The sequence below is a fragment of the Nonomuraea sp. B1E8 genome, from assembly GCF_039871515.1.
Lineage (GTDB): Bacteria > Actinomycetota > Actinomycetes > Streptosporangiales > Streptosporangiaceae > Nonomuraea.
Map to the genome: position 1 here is coordinate 28,952 of NZ_JBDPLS010000022.1, position 16,878 is coordinate 45,829.

Annotated in this window: 11 protein-coding genes; 9 read left to right on the forward strand and 2 right to left on the reverse strand. The window is 71.5% G+C overall.

The window, feature by feature from the left end; translation table 11 throughout:
* Position 1: 1 nt before the first annotated feature.
* From kdpB to ABGA98_RS42895, 4 genes are all read left to right on the forward strand, one after another.
* Positions 2 to 2,122 (forward strand): potassium-transporting ATPase subunit KdpB, encoded by a 2,121-nt coding sequence (kdpB, locus tag ABGA98_RS42880; RefSeq protein WP_347624226.1) that lies wholly within the window; start codon positions 2 to 4, stop codon positions 2,120 to 2,122.
* A complete protein-coding gene (locus ABGA98_RS42885; protein WP_347624227.1) occupies positions 2,123 to 2,965 on the forward strand; it encodes a potassium-transporting ATPase subunit C in 843 nt (280 codons plus the stop codon).
* Positions 2,962 to 5,493, forward strand: coding sequence for a sensor histidine kinase KdpD (locus ABGA98_RS42890; protein ID WP_347624228.1), 2,532 nt, complete (start codon positions 2,962 to 2,964; stop codon positions 5,491 to 5,493). The genes ABGA98_RS42885 and ABGA98_RS42890 overlap by 4 nt, the downstream gene beginning before the upstream one ends.
* A 246-nt stretch (positions 5,494 to 5,739) precedes the next feature.
* A complete protein-coding gene (locus ABGA98_RS42895) occupies positions 5,740 to 7,608 on the forward strand; it encodes a M20/M25/M40 family metallo-hydrolase (protein WP_347624229.1) in 1,869 nt (622 codons plus the stop codon).
* 47 nt (positions 7,609 to 7,655) lie between these two features.
* On the opposite strand, the gene ABGA98_RS42900 is transcribed toward ABGA98_RS42895, so the two are convergent.
* Together ABGA98_RS42900 and ABGA98_RS42905 are read right to left on the reverse strand one after the other, a co-directional pair.
* Positions 7,656 to 8,294: a histidine phosphatase family protein gene (locus tag ABGA98_RS42900; protein WP_347624230.1), complete on the reverse strand. Its 639-nt coding sequence runs from the start codon at positions 8,292 to 8,294 to the stop codon at positions 7,656 to 7,658.
* Positions 8,295 to 8,386: 92 nt separating this feature from the next.
* Positions 8,387 to 9,262, reverse strand: a complete 876-nt coding sequence (locus ABGA98_RS42905; protein ID WP_347624231.1) for a LysR substrate-binding domain-containing protein — start codon at positions 9,260 to 9,262, stop codon at positions 8,387 to 8,389.
* Between the two features lie 473 nt (positions 9,263 to 9,735).
* Between ABGA98_RS42905 and ABGA98_RS42910 the strand changes: the two genes are divergently transcribed.
* The 5 genes from ABGA98_RS42910 (at position 9,736) to ABGA98_RS42930 (ending at position 16,862) form a co-directional block, all read left to right on the forward strand.
* Entirely contained in the window at positions 9,736 to 9,879 is a 144-nt protein-coding gene (locus tag ABGA98_RS42910; RefSeq protein WP_347624232.1) for a hypothetical protein, read from the forward strand.
* Entirely contained in the window at positions 9,876 to 12,134 is a 2,259-nt protein-coding gene (locus ABGA98_RS42915; protein WP_347624233.1) for a TOMM precursor leader peptide-binding protein, read from the forward strand. Before ABGA98_RS42910 ends, ABGA98_RS42915 begins: the two co-directional genes overlap by 4 nt.
* A 24-nt stretch (positions 12,135 to 12,158) precedes the next feature.
* Positions 12,159 to 13,634 carry a SagB family peptide dehydrogenase gene (locus ABGA98_RS42920; protein WP_347624234.1) on the forward strand — a complete coding sequence of 492 codons (1,476 nt, stop codon included), beginning with the start codon at positions 12,159 to 12,161 and terminating at the stop codon, positions 13,632 to 13,634.
* 76 nt (positions 13,635 to 13,710) lie between these two features.
* Positions 13,711 to 16,077, forward strand: a complete 2,367-nt coding sequence (locus ABGA98_RS42925; RefSeq protein ID WP_347624235.1) for a histidine kinase — start codon at positions 13,711 to 13,713, stop codon at positions 16,075 to 16,077.
* A gap of 173 nt (positions 16,078 to 16,250) precedes the next feature.
* Positions 16,251 to 16,862, forward strand: a complete 612-nt coding sequence (locus tag ABGA98_RS42930) for a response regulator transcription factor (protein WP_347624236.1) — start codon at positions 16,251 to 16,253, stop codon at positions 16,860 to 16,862.
* Positions 16,863 to 16,878 lie beyond the last annotated feature (16 nt).

A 16,878-nucleotide genomic window follows, 5' to 3' on the forward strand; every position in this document is an offset into this window, starting at 1 on the left:
CATGTCCACGTCGACAGTGCAGGCTCCGGGCCGTACCCCCGCGCCCAAGGGTGGAAAGGCGGGCGGCGGGCTGCTCGATCCCAAGCTGATGATCCGATCGCTGCCGGACGCGGTGAGGAAACTCAACCCGGCCACCATGTGGCGCAACCCGGTGATGTTCATCGTCGAGATCGGCGCGGTCTTCACCACCGTCCTTGCGATCGGCGATCCCTCCTGGTTCGCCTGGGCGATCGTGGCGTGGCTGTGGCTGACCGTCGTCTTCGCCAACCTGGCCGAGGCTGTGGCCGAAGGGCGGGGCAAGGCGCAGGCCGCCGCGTTGCGGGCAACCAGGCGCGACACCACCGCCCGCCGGCTCAAGAGCCGCACCTCGGCCGAGTGGGACGTGGTCGGCGCGCCCGAACTCAGGCAGGGCGACTTCGTGGTGGTTGAGGCCGGGGAGATCATCCCCGGCGACGGCAATGTGGTGGAGGGCATCGCGTCGGTGGATGAGTCGGCCATCACCGGCGAGTCCGCGCCGGTGATCCGCGAGTCCGGCGGCGACCGCTCGGCGGTGACCGGTGGCACGAAGGTGCTGTCCGACCGGATCATCGTGCGGATCACGCAGAAACCCGGCGAGAGTTTCGTCGACCGCATGATCGCGCTGGTGGAGGGCGCGAACCGGCAGAAGACGCCGAACGAGATCGCGCTCAACATCCTGCTCGCCGCCCTGACGATCATTTTCCTGGTCGCCGCCGCCACGATGCAGCCATTGGCCATCTACTCCACGTCCATCAACCCCGGTGTGCCGGACTCGCTCGCCCTGACCGGCGACGGGGTGAGCGGCATCGTGCTGGTGTCGCTGATCGTCTGCCTGATCCCCACCACGATCGGCGCGCTGCTGTCGGCCATCGGCATCGCCGGCATGGACCGCCTGGTGCAGCGCAACGTGCTCGCCATGTCCGGCCGCGCGGTCGAGGCGGCAGGGGATGTGTCCACGCTGCTGCTGGACAAGACCGGCACCATCACCCTGGGCAACCGGCAGGCGTCGGAGTTCGTCGTGGTGGACGGGGTGAGCGAGGCCGAGCTGGCCGAGGCCGCGCAGCTGTCGAGCCTGGCCGACGAGACCCCCGAGGGCCGCTCCATCGTGGTCTACGCCAAGCAGGCCTACGGGCTGCGCGAGCGCCGGCCGGGCGCGCTGGCCCACGCCGAGTGGGTGCCGTTCACCGCACAGACCCGCATGTCCGGGGTGAACCTGGACGGCCGCGAGGTCCGCAAGGGCGCGGCCACCGCGGTCATGAAGTGGGTGCGCGACGCCGGCGGCCACCCCACGGACGAGGTCGGGCACATCGTGGACGGCATCTCCGGCTCCGGCGGCACCCCGCTGGTCGTCGCCGAGAAGGGCCGGGTGCTGGGCGTCGTGCACCTCAAGGACGTGGTGAAGGCCGGCATGCGGGAACGCTTCGACGAGATGCGCCGCGTGGGCATCCGCACCGTCATGATCACCGGCGACAACCCGCTGACCGCCAAGGCCATCGCCGACGAGGCCGGGGTGGACGACTTCCTGGCCGAGGCCACCCCCGAGGACAAGCTGGCGCTGATCAGGCGGGAGCAGGAGGGGGGCCGCCTGGTCGCCATGACCGGTGACGGCACCAACGACGCCCCCGCCCTGGCGCAGTCCGACGTCGGCGTGGCCATGAACACCGGCACGTCCGCCGCCAAGGAGGCCGGGAACATGGTCGACCTGGACTCCAACCCGACCAAGCTCATCGAGATCGTCGAGATCGGCAAGCAACTGCTCATCACGCGGGGCGCGCTGACGACGTTCTCGATCGCCAACGACGTCGCCAAGTACTTCGCCATCATCCCGGCGATGTTCGCGGCGGTCTACCCGGGCCTGGACGCGCTCAACATCATGCGCCTGGCCAGCCCTCAGTCGGCGATTCTGTCGGCGGTCATCTTCAACGCCCTCGTGATCGTCGCATTGATCCCGCTGGCGCTGCGTGGGGTCCGCTACCGGCCCACCAGCGCCTCCAAACTGCTGTCGCGCAACCTGTACGTCTACGGCCTGGGCGGCATCGTGGCGCCGTTCATGGGCATCAAACTCATCGATCTTCTGATTCAGTTCCTTCCGGGGATGTCATAAATGGACCGCATGCCCAGCTGGGTCCGCCAGCACCTCGCCGCGCTGCGCGCGCTGCTCGTGCTCACGGTGGTCACCGGCCTCATCTACCCCCTGGCCGCCACCGGCGTGGCCCAGGCGCTGTTCAATGGGAAGGCCAACGGCTCACTCGTCGAGAAGGACGGCAAGATCATCGGTAGCGCGCTGATCGGCCAGTCCTTCACCGACGCCGGCGGCAACCCGATCAGGATGTACTTCCAGTCCCGCCCGTCGGCCGCCGGGGACGGCTACGATCCCACCTCGACCAGCGCCGGCAATCTGGGCCCCGAGGATGTCGTGGACGTTCTGCCGGTGCCCGGCGCGAAGGACGAGGGTAAGCGGTCGCTGCTCACCCAGGTGTGCGCTCGCTCCAAGGCGGTCGGCGAGCTGGAGGGCGTCAGCGGCGCCCGCCCGTACTGCACCCCCGACGGGGTCGGCGCGGTGCTCAAGGTCTTCCCCGACCGTGCCGTGAGCGTCAACCAGGCCTGCCCGGCCACCCCGTTCGTGACCGCGTACCAGGGACTGAAGGTGGAGTGCGCCAGGCCGGGCGAGGACTACGCGGCCGGAAAGACCGTGCCGGTCAGAGGGAACGCGGGAACGCCGGCCGTGCCCTCCGACGCGGTCACGGCGAGCGCCTCCGGCCTCGACCCGCACGTCTCTGTGGCCTACGCCGAGTTGCAGGCGCCTCGCGTGGCCAAGGAACGCGGTCTCGACCGGGCCAGGGTCGAGCAGCTCATCAAGGAGCACACCGCCGGTCGGGCGCTCGGCTTCATGGGCGAGCCGGCGGTGAACGTGCTCGAACTCAACCTCGCGCTCGACCGCTCATGAAAAGGGGTCGCCTGCGGGTCTACCTGGGGGCGGCCCCCGGGGTGGGCAAGACGTACGCGATGCTCGGCGAGGGCCGCCGGGCCTGTGAGCGCGGCCGGGACGTGGTCGTGGGGTTCGTCGAGACCCACGGCCGCTCCCGCACCGCCGCCCTGGTGGAGGGCCTGGAGGTGATCCCCCGCAAGACGCTGGTCTACCGCGGGGCCACCTTCACCGAGTTGGACGTGGACGCCGTCATCGCCCGCGCGCCGAAGGCGGCGCTGATCGACGAGCTGGCCCACACCAACGTGCCCGGCTCGAAGAACGTCAAGCGCTGGCAGGACATCGACGACATCCTCGACGCCGGTATCGACGTCGTCTCCACGGTGAACATCCAGCACCTGGAGTCGGTCAACGACGTCGTGCGGGAGATCACCGGCATCCCGCAGCGCGAGACCGTGCCCGACGAGGTGGTGCGGCGAGCCGACCAGATCGAGCTGGTCGACATGTCCCCTGAGGCGCTGCGCCGCCGCCTGGCGCACGGCAACGTCTACGCCCCGGAGAAGGTGGACGCCGCGCTGTCCAACTACTTCAGGGTGGGCAACCTGACCGCGCTGCGCGAGCTCGCCCTGCTCTGGGTCGCCGGCAAGGTCGACGAGCAGCTCGACCGTTACCGCGCCGACCACGGCATCGACAGCACCTGGGAGGCGCGCGAGCGCGTGGTGGTGGCGCTGACCGGCGGCCCGGAAGGCGACACTCTGGTACGCCGGGCCGCCCGCATCGCCGCCCGCACGAAGGGCGCCGACCTGCTGGCCGTCCACGTCACCAGCGCCGACGGGCTGGCCGGCGGCGACCCGGCCACCCTGGCCCGCCAGCGCGCCCTGGTCGAAAGCATGGGCGGCACGTACCACCAGGTCGTCGGCGACGACATCCCGCGGGCCCTGCTCGACTTCGCCGGCGGCGTCAACGCCACCCAGCTCGTACTGGGAGCGTCGAGAAGGGGACGCTTCGCCCAGATCTTCTCCCGTGGCGTCGGGGTCGAGACCACGGCCCAGTCCGGCCCCATCGATGTGCACCTGGTCACCCACGAGGAGGCCAAGAAGGGCCGCCGCCACCCCGAGCGCTCCCGGGCCGCGCTCACCAGGAAGCGCAGGCTGGCCGGCTGGGCGGTGGCGGTGGCGGGCCTGCCGCTGCTGACCGCCGCGCTCGCCCCGCTTCGCGGCGTGCTCTCGCTGCCCACCGAGATCCTGTTGTTCCTGAGCCTGGTCATCGGGATCGCGCTGATCGGCGGAACCTGGCCGGCGATCACTGCGGCGATCGGCGGCTTCTTCCTGCTCAACCGGTTCTTCACCCCTCCCCTGTACACCTGGACCATTGAGGACCCGGAGAACCTTCTCGCCCTGGTGGTGTTCGTCCTGATGGCGACCGCGGTCAGCGCGATCGTCGACCTGGCCGCCCGGCGTGCCCGGGAGATGGCCCGCGCCCGCGCCGACGCCGCGACGCTGTCCACCCTGGCCGGGCACGTACTGCGCGGCGAGGCGGCGCTGTCCTCCTTGCTCGGGCGACTGCGCGAGACGTTCGCCCTGGACTCGGTCACCCTGCTCGAACGCGTCGGCGAACCCACGCCGGACGATCAATGCGAAGCCGGTGCCTGGCGCATCATCGCCACCTCCGGCTCCGCGCCCTGCACCACCCCCGCCGCGGCCGACACCGACGTGACCGTCAGTGACCAACTGGTGCTCGCCGCGCGGGGACGGCTGCTGGATGCCAGCGACCGGCGGGTGCTGGAGGCGTTCGCCGCCGAGGCGGCCGTCGCGCTGCGCCAGGAACGCCTGCAGCGGGAGGCGGAACAGGCCAAGCCGCTGGCCGAGGCCGACCGGATGCGCACCGCGCTGCTGGCGGCCGTCAGCCATGACCTGCGCACCCCGCTGTCGGCGGCCAAGGCCGCCGTCGAGAGCCTGCGCAGCCACGACGTCGACTGGACTCCGGAGGACCGCGAGGAGCTGCTGGCCACCGCCGACGAGTCCCTGGCCAGGCTGGACCGGCTGGTGGAGAACCTGCTCGACATGAGCCGCCTGCAGGCCGGCGCGCTCGGGCTCTCCCTCCAGCCCCTCGCACCGGAGGAGGTCGTCCCCCACGCCATCGACGACCTCGGGCCGCTGCGCGACCGGGTCGAGGGCGACATCCCCGTCGACCTGCCCGAGATCGTCGCCGACCCGGCCCTGCTCGAACGAGTGCTGGTCAACCTGATGAGCAACGCCGTCCGCTACAGCCCGCCCGCGCAGCAGGTCCTCGTCACCGCCAGCTGCCACGACGATCAGGTGGAGATCCGCGTCATCGACCGCGGCCCCGGCATCCCGCCCGAGGCGTACGAGCGGGTCTTCCTGCCGTTTCAGCGGCTCGGCGACCGCGACAACGGCACCGGCGTCGGCCTCGGCCTCGCGCTGTCACGCGGGCTCACCGAGGCCATGGGCGGTGCCCTCATTCCCGAGGAGACACCAGGAGGCGGACTCACCATGATCATCAGAATGCCGATCAACTCCGTGCGGTGACTCCATGACCATGCAGCAATTCGCTGAAGCCTTTGTACGCCTCGAAGACGCTCATCCACAGTGATAATGGAGCGGCTGTTTCGACATAAGCAATCCTTCTGCTGAACTGCGGAAACGTGCCTATTCGGCGGCTTATGCTCGCGTAGTAATCATTCGTTCCTGTGGACAGCGAGTTCCATGCCGGAACGGTGCCGCTTGCCGGTGGAGGCGACCCCTCCGTGGCATCAGGCGAAAGAGGAGCCGAAGATGTCCGTGCCAGGACACGTCGCCGGCACCCGCAGGGCGGCCCTGTACGTCATCAAGATCGGAAGTGCCGGTCTGGACCACGAGAAGCTCTTCGACGAGGTCGCCGGCCTGCGCGCCCGCGGCGCCAGGCTGCTGCTCGTGGCGGGCGGCACGGCCGGGATCGCCCGGCACTACGCGGACATCGGCCGGCTCGTCCGGACGATGCGCACGGGCGGAGGCGAGGTGCGCTACTGCCCGCCCGCGGAGATCCCACACATCGTCGCCGCCTACGAGCAGGTGACCCTGCCCCGCGTGCGGCGCGCGCTCTCCGAGCGCGGACTGCGCGCGTTCGCCGCGGTCGCGCAGACCGGCGCCCTGGTGTCCGCCCTGCCCAACCCGCCGGTACGGGCCGAGATCGACGGCCGGATGCGCGCGGTGCGCGACCATCGCGCCGGCACGGTGTGCGCGGTGGACGTCGACGGCGTCAACCGGCTGCTCGAGGTGTTCGACGTCGTGTGCCTGGCTCCGCCGGTCTCCGACGCCACGGGCGGCACGCCGCTCAGCGTGGACGCCGACGTGCTCGCCGCGGAACTGGCCAACGCCCTGGATGCCGACCACCTGCGCCTGGTCACCGGCACGGCCGGCCTGCTCGCCGACCCGGCGGACCCGGCCGGCCGGATCCAGCACGCGACCCGCGGCGAAGGCCAGGCGTACGCGCGGGGCCGCATGCGCCAGAAGGTGCGGGCCGCCGAGATCGCGCTGTCCGGCACCGCGGACGTCGCGATCACCGGGCCGCACATCCTGTCGCCCGCCTCCGGCACCCGCTTCTGGCGCGCCCCAGCGCCCGCCGGCGACCTGTCGCTGCTCGCCAGGACCGTGGAGATCTCCTCGGTCTCGTACGACGAGCGGGAGCTCGCGGAGTTCCTGGTGGACTGGTGCACGGAGCACGGCGTCCACGCCGAGATCGACGAGGCCGGCAACCTGGTCGCCACCCGCGGCTCAGGACCCGAGCGGATGCTCATGCTCGGCCATCTCGACACGGCCGCCCACCGCTGGCCGGTGCACTGGAACGGCGAAACCCTCTCGGGCCGCGGCTGCGTGGACGCCAAGGGCAGCCTCGTGGCGTTCCTGGAGACGCTGGCCGGGACGGACGTGCCCGGCCACGCGCAGGTCCGTGTCATCGGCGCGGTCGAGAGGGCGAACACCGCGCGCGGCGCGTCCTTCGTCCGCGACCACTATCCCGCCGACGCCGTCATCATCGGCGAGCCGAGCGGCGCGCAGGCGCTGACCGTCGGCAACCACGGCCGGCTCAAGATCCGCCTGAGCGTCACCGAACCCCTCGGCCACACCGCGGGCACCGGCGTCGTCACCACCGGCGAGCGCGTGATGCACCTGCTGGGCCGGCTCCGCGACGCCATCGCGGAGGCCTCTCCGAAGGCCCTGATGGCCGTCCTCGCCATCCACGCGGTCAGCGCCGGACACCTGCAGCAGGGCGAGGCCGTCTTCGACGTACGCGTGCCGCGGGACACGCCGGTCGAGAACCTGGTCGCGCTGGTACGGCTGGTCGCCGACCCGGCGGGCGTGGAGGTGCTCACCGCCACGCCGGGCGTGCTCACGCCCAGGACGAACGCGCTGGTGAACGCGTTCTCGCGCGCCTTCCGCGAAACGGGGACGACGCCGCGGTTCCTGGCCAGGCGAGGCGGCAGCGCCATGAACACCCTCGCCGCGACCTGGCAGGACGTCCCCATGGTCGCCTACGGCCCCGGCGACGCCGCGCTCGACCACACCCGTGGCGAGCGGCTGGACGCGGCGGAGTTCAGAAAGGCCAGGGCGGTGCTGGCGAAGGCGGTCACGAGCTGGGTCAACGAACGAGAGAGGACGACACCGTGACCGTCGCCACCGGCGGCGGACTCGCGGGAGAGCGGGCCAGGTAGAGGTCAGCGGGCTTCGCCGGAGCCGAGATGGCGGGTGTCGCCGAGGTAGACCGTGCGGTTGTGGTAGAAGTCGTCCTCGCGCAGCGTGGTGATGCTGCCGGACGGCGCCCGGAAACTGACATGGCCGACCGCCTCGATCGGCATCTTGATCCAGGACGTCACGACGAAGGTCAGCGAGCCACCGTGCGTCACGATGATCTGGTGTTCACACGGGCGCCGCACGATCTCGTCCATGGCCGCGTAGACGCGCTGCGCCAGCGCCGCCCTGGTTTCGGCGCCCGGCACGCCCTCGTCGTGTTCCAACCGCTCCCCTTCGGCCGGCGGTGGGACGAAGCGCTGGTCCAGCCACGCCTGTGGTCTTCCCCCGGCCTCGCCGTAGGATTTCTCCCGCAGCCGCCGGTCCAGGATCGCTTTCACGCCGAACAACTCGGCGATCTTCTCGGCCGTTTGCCGGGTGCGCCGCAGATCCGAGGAGAACAGCTCCACGTCGGCGCCGTCCGGGATCTGGGCCCGCAGCGCCCGGGCGACGGAGGCCGCCGCGCCGAGCCCGGCCGGCGTCAGCTGCGAATCGTGCCAACCGCCGACGATTCCCTCGACGTGGTGCGTCGCCTCCGGATGGGTGACGGCGTAAAGGGTGCGCATCACTGCATTCTTCTGGTGTGGGGGCGCTGGTTCACGTGGTTTTCAGGGAGACAGCTCGTACGGGTCCCCGGCCCGGCGGGAGGGGCGCCGGTTCACTGGGCGAACGGGTAGCCGCGCAGCGCGTTCTGGAGGGCCTTTCTGGCGATCTTCACGAAGCCGGACGTCGCCGCTCCGGTGGAGACGGCCAGGGTCACCGGGATGGGGCCGGGCGGGTCCGGCAGCGAGAGCCGGACCGTGCGCGGCAGGCCCCACAACTCGTCGCCGTTCGCGATGAGGCAGGCCACGCCCAGCCCGGCCTTCGCCGCGGCGCGTAACCCGACCAGCTCCGACCCCTCGTACGCGACCCGCCAGGGAACGTCGGAGGCGTCGAACGCCTCCAGGATGCGGCTGCGCAGCGTGCACGGCTCGGTGAAGAGCGTCAGCGGCAGCGCCGCCCCCTCGCCGTGCGCCGGCTGGCCGAACCAGTCCATGCGCATGTGGCCGAGCTCGTACCCGGTGGCGGAGGCGCGGGTCGAACGCGGCTGCAACAGCAGCGCCAGATCCAGCTGTCCGCTGTTCACCTGGCTCTCCAGCGACTCGCTCAATCCGGTCCGCACGCTGACCTGCGCGTGCGGCATGCCCCTGGTGAGCAGCCGCAGGATGTCGGGCAGCGCCTCCGCGAGCTGGTCGCCGATGCCGATCGACACCCGTACGTTCCCCGCGGGCGGGACGAACCGGTCGACGGCCTCGTCGTTGAGCGAGACGATCCTGCGGGCGTACCCGAGGAGTTCCTCGCCCTGGTGGCTGAGCCGCAGCTCCCGCCCGGTGGAGATGAAGATGGGCCCTTTGACGAGGTTGCCGAGTTGTCGGATTTGCTGGCTGATGGCGGGCTGGGTCACGTGTAACGCCTCCGCCGCCCGCCGGAAACCGCCGAGGTCGACGACGGTCACCAGAGCTCTCAGGCGGTTTATCTGCAGATCGTGATACATTTTCCCTTCCGTTCCAGCGAATTACCGTTTTCAGAGTGAAAGGGGAAACCGCCGGGGAGCGGCGTGGCCGGGCCCCCCGGAGATTCCCGGTTTCTCCGTCCACATCACCTCCCGTGGCGGACCCCGCTCGACGGGCAGCCGCCGCCGGCGGCATCCTCGCAGGTCAGTACGGCAGCCGAACGCCGCCCGGGGTGCGCGTGTCGAGGTCGAGAGAGATCCTGCTCCTCGCCCGGCGGATCGTGCGATTTCTCTGCGACCTGCCGATCTGGAGCTGTCGCATGACGTCTCCCCCAATCTTTCGATACGGATGCGGCGAGCCTAGGTCGAGAAAATCTGAGAAGCCTACACATATGGCCACGGGCGGAGTGTGAATCTTTCACGCTCCGGAAGTGACGCGGAAACTATGCCCGCCGGGGCCGCCGCTCCAGACTTTGGTGCGTCGGAACACCACACCTGACCCCGAGGGGGCTGCGATGACCACCACACTCGACCGCACCGACCGGCACGTCACCGGCCACGCCATGGCCACCTGGACGGAAGCCGAGGACCTCGTCCGCATCGAGGACCTCGACCGCCCCGCCCCCGGCTTCTACGCGCTTCCCTCCTACACCGGGTGACCATCGTGGACCGGGCGAATCCTCCGCTGATCGGCTTCAAACGCCACCTGCGAGCGACCACCGTTCCCGGGGAGGCCGTCTACCTCACCTCGGCGCGGAAGACGATCGCGCTCTCCGGGCCGCGGATCCAGGCGCTCGCCCCGCTGCTGGACGGCAGCCGCAGCCTGGCCGAGGTGCAGGAGCACGGGGGACTTTCGCCGATCGAGCTGGAACAGCTCCTCGGCAAGCTGGCGCGGGCCAACCTGGTCGGGCCGCGCCGGCCCGCCGCCGCCACGGGCGACGCCGCGGCCGAGGCGTACTGGGATCTGGCCCACCTGGACGCCGACGAGGCCGTCTCGAACCTGGCGCGGGCGACCGTCCGGCTGCTCGCGCTGGGCGGCGTCGACGCCGGGCAGGCGGCCGAGACCCTGCGGTCCATGGACGTCACCGTCGGCGAGGCGCCCGCGGACTTCTCCCTGGTGCTCTGCGACGACTACCTCGACCCCGAACTCGAGCGGGTCAACGCGAGCATGCTGGCGGAGGGCCGGCCCTGGCTGCTGGCCAAGCCGACGGGCGCCGACCTGTGGATCGGCCCGGTCTTCCAGCCAGGGACGGGCGCCTGCTGGTCCTGCCTGGCGACCAGGCTGCGCGGGCACCGGCGCGGTGAGCGGTGGCTGCGCGACACGCTGAGCGACCTGGTCGCCCCGCCGGAGGCCTCGTTGCCGCTCACCCGCGCGCTGGGCCTGCACCTCGCGGCGCTGGAGACGGCCAAGTGGCTGGCCGGTTCGCGCGGCGAGCGGCAGAACGCCGTGTGGACGCTCGACACCATGTCGCTGGAGAGCGGGCGGCACCGCGTGGACCGGCGCCCGCAGTGCGCGGCCTGCGGTGACGCCGGCCTCGTCGCGGCCCGCGTGGCCGGGCCCGTGACCGTCGTCTCCAGAGGCAAGACGGCCGCCGGCGGCAACGGGCACCGCGCGCTGGCCCCCGAGCAGGTGTGGGAGCACTACCGGCACCTGGCCGACCCCGTCACCGGCATCACCGAGGAGATCCAGCGCGACCCCCGCAGCCCGTCCTTCGTGCACTGCTACCTGTCAGGGCCGAACCTCGCCCTCGCCGACGACAGCCTCTCGGCGATCAGGATGGGCCTGCGCCAGCAGAGCGGCGGCAAGGGAAGCACGGACCTCGAAGCCAGGGTCGGCGCGTTGTGCGAGGCGGTGGAGCGCTACTGCGGCGCGCGGCTCGGCGACGAGCCCACGGTGCGGGGCAGCTACCGCGACCTGGGCGCGGAGCGGGCCGTTCACCCCGACGCGTGCCAGCTCTTCCACCACCGGCAGTTCCTCGGCCGCGACGCCTGGAACGCGGCGAACATGGCCTTCCAGCGTGTCCCCGAACCCTTCGACGCCACGGAGGTCATCGACTGGACCCCGGTCTGGTCGCTCACCGCGAACCGCCACCGCCTGCTCCCCACCGACCTGCTCTACTTCACCAGGAACGGCCACGCGTCGCTGCGCGCCGACTCCAACGGCAACGCCGCGGGCGCCAGCGTCGAGGACGCGATCGTCCAGGGTTTCCTCGAATTGGTCGAGCGCGACGGTGTGGCACTGTGGTGGTACAACCGCACCAGCCACCCCGCCGTGGACCTCGACTCGTTCGACGACCCGTGGATCGCCGGCCTCCAGCGGCGCTACCGCGGTCTCGACCGCGAGCTCTGGGTCCTCGACATCACCTCAGACCTGGGCGTGCCGGTCATGGCGGCGGTCTCCCGGCGCGTCGACAAACCCGCCGAGGACATCATGCTCGGCTTCGGCGCCCACTTCGACCCGCGCGTGGCGGCCCGCCGCGCGCTGACGGAGCTGGGGCAGCTGCTGCCGTCCGTGGTGGGCGCCCGCGCCGACGGCACCGGGTACGGGCCGGCCGACCACCACATCGAGCACTGGTGGCGGACGGCGACGACGACGAACCAGCCCTACCTGCGCCCCGACGGGCGCGGGCCCCGTAAGGACCTGACGGACTATGCGTACACCCCGCGCGAGGATCTGCGCGCCGACATCGAGCACCTGCTCGGGCTGGCCCGCAGGCAGGGCCTGGAGGTTCTCGTCCTCGACCAGACGCGCCCCGACATCGGCATGCCGGTGGTCAAGGTCGTCGTCCCCGGCCTGCGCCACTTCTGGGCGCGGTTCGCCCCCGGCCGGCTCTACGACGTGCCGGTCCGCCTCGGCCGGCTCGCCGCGCCCACGGCGTACGAGGATCTCAATCCCATCCCCTTGTTCCTGTGAAGCACCCGAGTATGGAGTAGCGATATGTCCAGAGGACCCTTCCCCCTGTGGTCCTTCCGCGAGGACGTGTACGTCGAGCCCGTGCCTCAACGCAGTGTCGTGGTGGTGCACAGCCGCTGGGAGGACACGACGCTGCCGAGCCCCAGGCCCGCCGTGCTGGAGGCCATGAGGCGGATGAGCCTGGGGCCGATCTCCCTGGGCAACGTGATTGTCGAGGACGCCGACAGGCGGGAGCTGGCCGCGCTGCTCGACCGGCTGGACCATCTCGTGGTGCGCTCGTTCGGCCTGGACCGGGAGCAGCCGCTGATCTCCGTGATCCCGCTCACCCAGCAGGCGCGCTTCCGGCTCCCTGAGACGCCGTTGGCGCACCCGGTCCGGCTGTCCAGGTTCGCGCTGATCCGAACCGACGGCAACCACTGCTCCATCGAGTCCCCGCTGTCGCTGCACCGGGTCATCCTGCACCGGCCGGACGCCATGGCCCAGCTCGGCGAGCTCATGCGGCCGGCCGTACCGGCCGAGCAGGAGACCGACTCGGTGATCACCTATTTGATGGCCGCGGGCATGGCGGTGCAGGCCGAGGAAGGGGATCCGTTCCAGCCGGTGCGCTTCGCGGAGGACCGCGACCCCGCCCTGGTCGCCTGGTCGCCGTTCGACCTCATGTTCCACACCCGCTCCACGCTCGGCCGGCACGATCACGACTTCGGGGCGACCTATCCCCTGGGCGAGCAGCGGGCCGTCGAGCCCGTGGTGAAGCCGAGCTCCGCCGAGGCCGCCATCGCGCTGCCGCGTCCCGCCTGGGACCGGCTGGTCGCGGCGGACCCGCAGCTGACCACCGCGGTCGAGGCCGCAGAACCCGGCCACCGCCACGCCGGGCTGCCGCTGACGGCGGAGAAGCTCGGCGAGCTGCTGTATCGGGCGGCCAGGGTGCGGGCGCTGATCGGCTCGTCGCTGGAGAGCTCGGCCACCGCGACCAGCGACCGCCCCTACGCCAGCAGCGGAGGCCGCTACGAGCTGGAGCTGTACGCGATCATCGACAGGTGCGCCGGCATCCCGCGCGGCGTCTTCCACTACGACCCCTTCGGCCACCGGCTCGAACCGATCCCCGCCGACCCGGCAGGCGCGGACGAGCTGCTGCAGACCGGCAGGGTGGCGGCCAACCTGGCGGGCACGCCGTCCGCCCTCCTCTTCATCACCGCGCGTTTCCGCAGGGTGTCGTGGAAGTACGACGGGATGAGCTATGCGCTGGTGCTCAAGAACGTCGGCGCGCTGAGCCAGACGCTCTCCCTGGTCAGCACCGCCATGAGGTTGTCCGTCTGCCGGATGGACATCGGCGACACCGACACCGCGCCCCGCGTGTTCGGCCTCGACTGGCGCGTGGAGTCGAGCGTCGGCGGCTTCGTCATCGGCCACCACGCCGGGCCCGACGTCGAGGGACCGGCGGAGCGGTACGCGATCAACGACGACGACTGGGCCGTCAGGGCGCGGGCCATGCTGACCTGATCGTGGATCTGTTGTACATTGCGTGCGGACCCCGGCTGCCGACGAGGGAGCCCGTCGGGCTTCGGAGGAGAAGTCGATGGCTGGACAGGCCGGTTTCGCGCAGCGCTGGCTGGCACGGCTGGTTCCCAGGTCACCGGTGGAGCTCAGGACGGGCGGGTTCGGCGCGCTGCGCATGGCGCGGGCGGTGACGATCGCGGTCCTGCTCGGCTACGTCGCCAACGTCTCGTTCTTCGTCTGGGGCGACGGTCTGCGCGGGGTGGGCCTGGCGGGTTTCGGCATGTGCCTGGCCGTGCTGTTCCTGCTGCAGCTCGCGCATTCGACGGGCGACAGCCTGGCGTGGCCGGCCCGGACGCGGGTTGTGACCCTGTCGGCGCAGGCGGTGGTGACGTTCGCCCCTTTTCTCTGGGTCGGTCCGCAGGCCGGGACCATCGCCGGCTTCCTTGCCGGGTCCACGCTGCTGACCGTGACGGGTCCGTTCCGGTGGGCGCTCTACGCGCTGGTCGGCGGTGGGGTGCTGCTCGCCCTGTCGCCCGGGCAGGTCGACGCGGTGGGTTTGCTCTACGGTGCGTACTTCACGCTGCTGACCGGGCTCATGGTCTACGCCGTCAGTTCCCTGGCGTCGCTGGTGGACATGCTGCACGCGGCGCGCGGCGAGCTGGCCAGGATGGCCGTGGTCAAGGAGCGCCTGCGGGTCGCCCGCGACCTGCACGACCTGCTCGGACACGACCTGTCGGCGGTGACGGTGAAGAGCGAGCTGGCCTACCGGCTGCTGCCCGCCGCCGCCGAGCGGGCCCGCGAGGAGCTCCAGGACGTCCTGGGGGTGGCCCGCCGCTCGCTGGCGGACGTCCGGGCGGTGGTGGGCGACTACCGGCCCATGTCGCTGGCCGCCGAGCTGGCCTCGGCCGAGTCCATGCTGGCGGCCGCCGAGATGCGGGTGCAGGTCCGCGGCTCCGTGGAGGGCCTGCCGGAAAGGCTGGAGACCGTGCTGGCGGTCGTGCTGCGCGAAGCCGTCACCAACGTGTTGCGGCACAGCAAGGCGCAGCGCTGCGTGATCGAGGTGGCGGTGGACGACGGCCGGGTGCGGCTGCGCGTGGCCAACGACGGGGCCGAGCCGTCACCCGGTGCGGCCCCCTATGCGAACGGCTCCGGGCTGGGCAACCTCGAGGCCCGGTTGACGGCCATCGGCGGCACGCTGGAGGCGGTCCGGGTCGAGCACGGATGGTTCGGGTTGACGGCCGAGGCGCCGCTGCGGTCGGGGACGGCCGAACGTCCGCCGGGCGAGGCCGCCCCCTCAGGTGAGGTGGCCTCCCAGCCGTGGCACCTGCGCATGGCCCGGCTGGTCACCGTCGTGGTGCTGGCCGGATACGGCGTGCTGCTCGTGATCAACGTGCTCGCGCTGGAGCAACCGCCGGTGGAATCGGCCGGCGCCGTGGGATGCGTCGCGGTCCTGGTCGGCGCGCAGATCGTGATGTCGCTGCGCGACTCGCGCTCGTGGCCGGTGCGGGCCCGGTCGGGGATGCTGGTGCTGCAGGCGGTGGTCACGGTGCTGCCGCTGGTGTGGATCGCCATGCCATGGGGGTCGATGGGCGGTTTCCTGGCGGGGTCGTTGCTGCTCGCGCTGGCCGGATGGCGGAGGTGGGCGCTGTACGCGGCGGCCGGGGCGGGCGTGCTCCTGCTGTCCCTGGCCTACGGCGAGCCGCTGGATTGGAGCGCCTATCTGACGATCTCCACGCTGCTGACCGGGCTGGTGGTGTTCGGCGTCAGCTCCCTGTCCGACCTGGTGAAGCAGGTCGACCAGGCCCGCGGCGAGCTGGCCAGGATGGCGGTGACGCGCGAGCGCCTGCGGGTCGCCCGCGACCTGCACGACCTGCTCGGACACGACCTGTCGGCGATGACCGTGAAGTCGGAGCTGGCCTTCCGCCTGCTGCCCCGACTCGCCGGGCGGGCCAAGTCGGAGATCGCGGACGTGCTCGACATCGCGCGCAGGGCGGTCGCGGGCGTGCGCTCGGTGGCCAGCGGCTACCGGCACATGTCGCTGGCCGCGGAGGTCGATTCGGCCCTGTCCACGCTGACCGCGGCCGGGATCGACGCCCGCGCGGACATCGCCGCGGACACGATTCCCGACGAACTCGACGCGGTGCTCGCGATGGTGCTGCGCGAGGCCGTCACCAACGTGCTGCGCCACAGCGACGGCGCCGAGTGCCGGATCACGGCTGAGGGGGACGGGCGCGAGGTGCGCCTGAGCGTCGCCAACGACGGCGCCAGGCAGAGCCCGGTCCCCGTGCTGGAGGGCGGCACCGGCCTGGGCGATCTGGCTGGGCGGTTGCGGGCGATCGGCGGGCGGCTCTCGGCCGAGACGCACGACGGGACGTTCCGCCTGGTGGCCACCGCGCCCGCCGGGGCCCTCGGCCCGCGAGTTGACAGCAGATCTGACCAAGGGTAAGGAGTCGGCGGCATTGCCTCTTCCCCGAGGATGAGTACGATTCGGGGGCAGACGGTTGGACCTGTGGCCTGATCCGATGGCGGATAGCGGCATTTCGGCGTGTGGCGCCGCACCCGGTCGCACGATGGCGGGGACCCTCGTTACCGCTGGGGCGTGGACAAGGGGAATGGGCATTGTTGTCGCTGAAGATCCTCCTCGCCGAGGACGTGCACATGGTGCGCGGCGCGCTGGCCGCACTGCTCGACCTGGAGCACGACCTGACCGTGGTGGCCCAGGTCGACAGCGGTGACAAGATCGTGCCCATGGCGCTGGAGACCCGTCCCGACGTGGCGATCATCGACGTCGACCTGCCGGTGCTCGACGGCCTGTCCGCGGCCGAGGAACTCCACGCGAAACTGCCGACCTGCCGCACGCTGATCCTCACCGGCCTCGGCCGCCCCGGCACGCTGCGCCGAGCGCTCTCGGTGTCGGTCTCCGGCTTCCTGCTCAAGGACCAGCCCTCCGACAGGCTGGCCCAGGCCGTACGCGAGGTGGCGGCCGGGCGGCGCATCGTGGACCCGCAGCTCGCGCTGACCGCGTGGGACGTCGGCGAGATGCCGCTGTCGGGGCGGGAGGTCCAGGTGCTGCGGCTGGCCGCGGACGGTGCGGAGCCGCCTGAGATCGCGGCTGCCATGCACGTGTCGGTGGGGACCGTGCGCAACTACCTCACCAAGATCGTCACCAAGCTGAACGCCAGGAACCGCGTCGACGCCATCCGCATCGCGACCGAGGCCGGCTGGATCTGACGCGGGTCCGGCGGGC

What these genes read in the sequence shown, in the direction of transcription:
- ABGA98_RS42885 (WP_347624227.1), top strand. Translation starts at nt 2,123, where the DNA reads ATGGACCGCATGCCCAGCTGGGTCCGCCAGCACCTCGCCGCGCTGCGC.
- ABGA98_RS42910 (WP_347624232.1), top strand. Translation starts at nt 9,736, where the DNA reads ATGACCACCACACTCGACCGCACCGACCGGCACGTCACCGGCCACGCC.
- ABGA98_RS42920 (WP_347624234.1), top strand. Translation starts at nt 12,159, where the DNA reads ATGTCCAGAGGACCCTTCCCCCTGTGGTCCTTCCGCGAGGACGTGTAC.
- ABGA98_RS42890 (WP_347624228.1), top strand. Translation starts at nt 2,962, where the DNA reads ATGAAAAGGGGTCGCCTGCGGGTCTACCTGGGGGCGGCCCCCGGGGTG.
- ABGA98_RS42925 (WP_347624235.1), top strand. Translation starts at nt 13,711, where the DNA reads ATGGCTGGACAGGCCGGTTTCGCGCAGCGCTGGCTGGCACGGCTGGTT.
- ABGA98_RS42905 (WP_347624231.1), bottom strand. Translation starts at nt 9,262, where the DNA reads ATGTATCACGATCTGCAGATAAACCGCCTGAGAGCTCTGGTGACCGTC.
- ABGA98_RS42900 (WP_347624230.1), bottom strand. Translation starts at nt 8,294, where the DNA reads ATGCGCACCCTTTACGCCGTCACCCATCCGGAGGCGACGCACCACGTC.
- kdpB (WP_347624226.1), top strand. Translation starts at nt 2, where the DNA reads ATGTCCACGTCGACAGTGCAGGCTCCGGGCCGTACCCCCGCGCCCAAG.
- ABGA98_RS42895 (WP_347624229.1), top strand. Translation starts at nt 5,740, where the DNA reads ATGTCCGTGCCAGGACACGTCGCCGGCACCCGCAGGGCGGCCCTGTAC.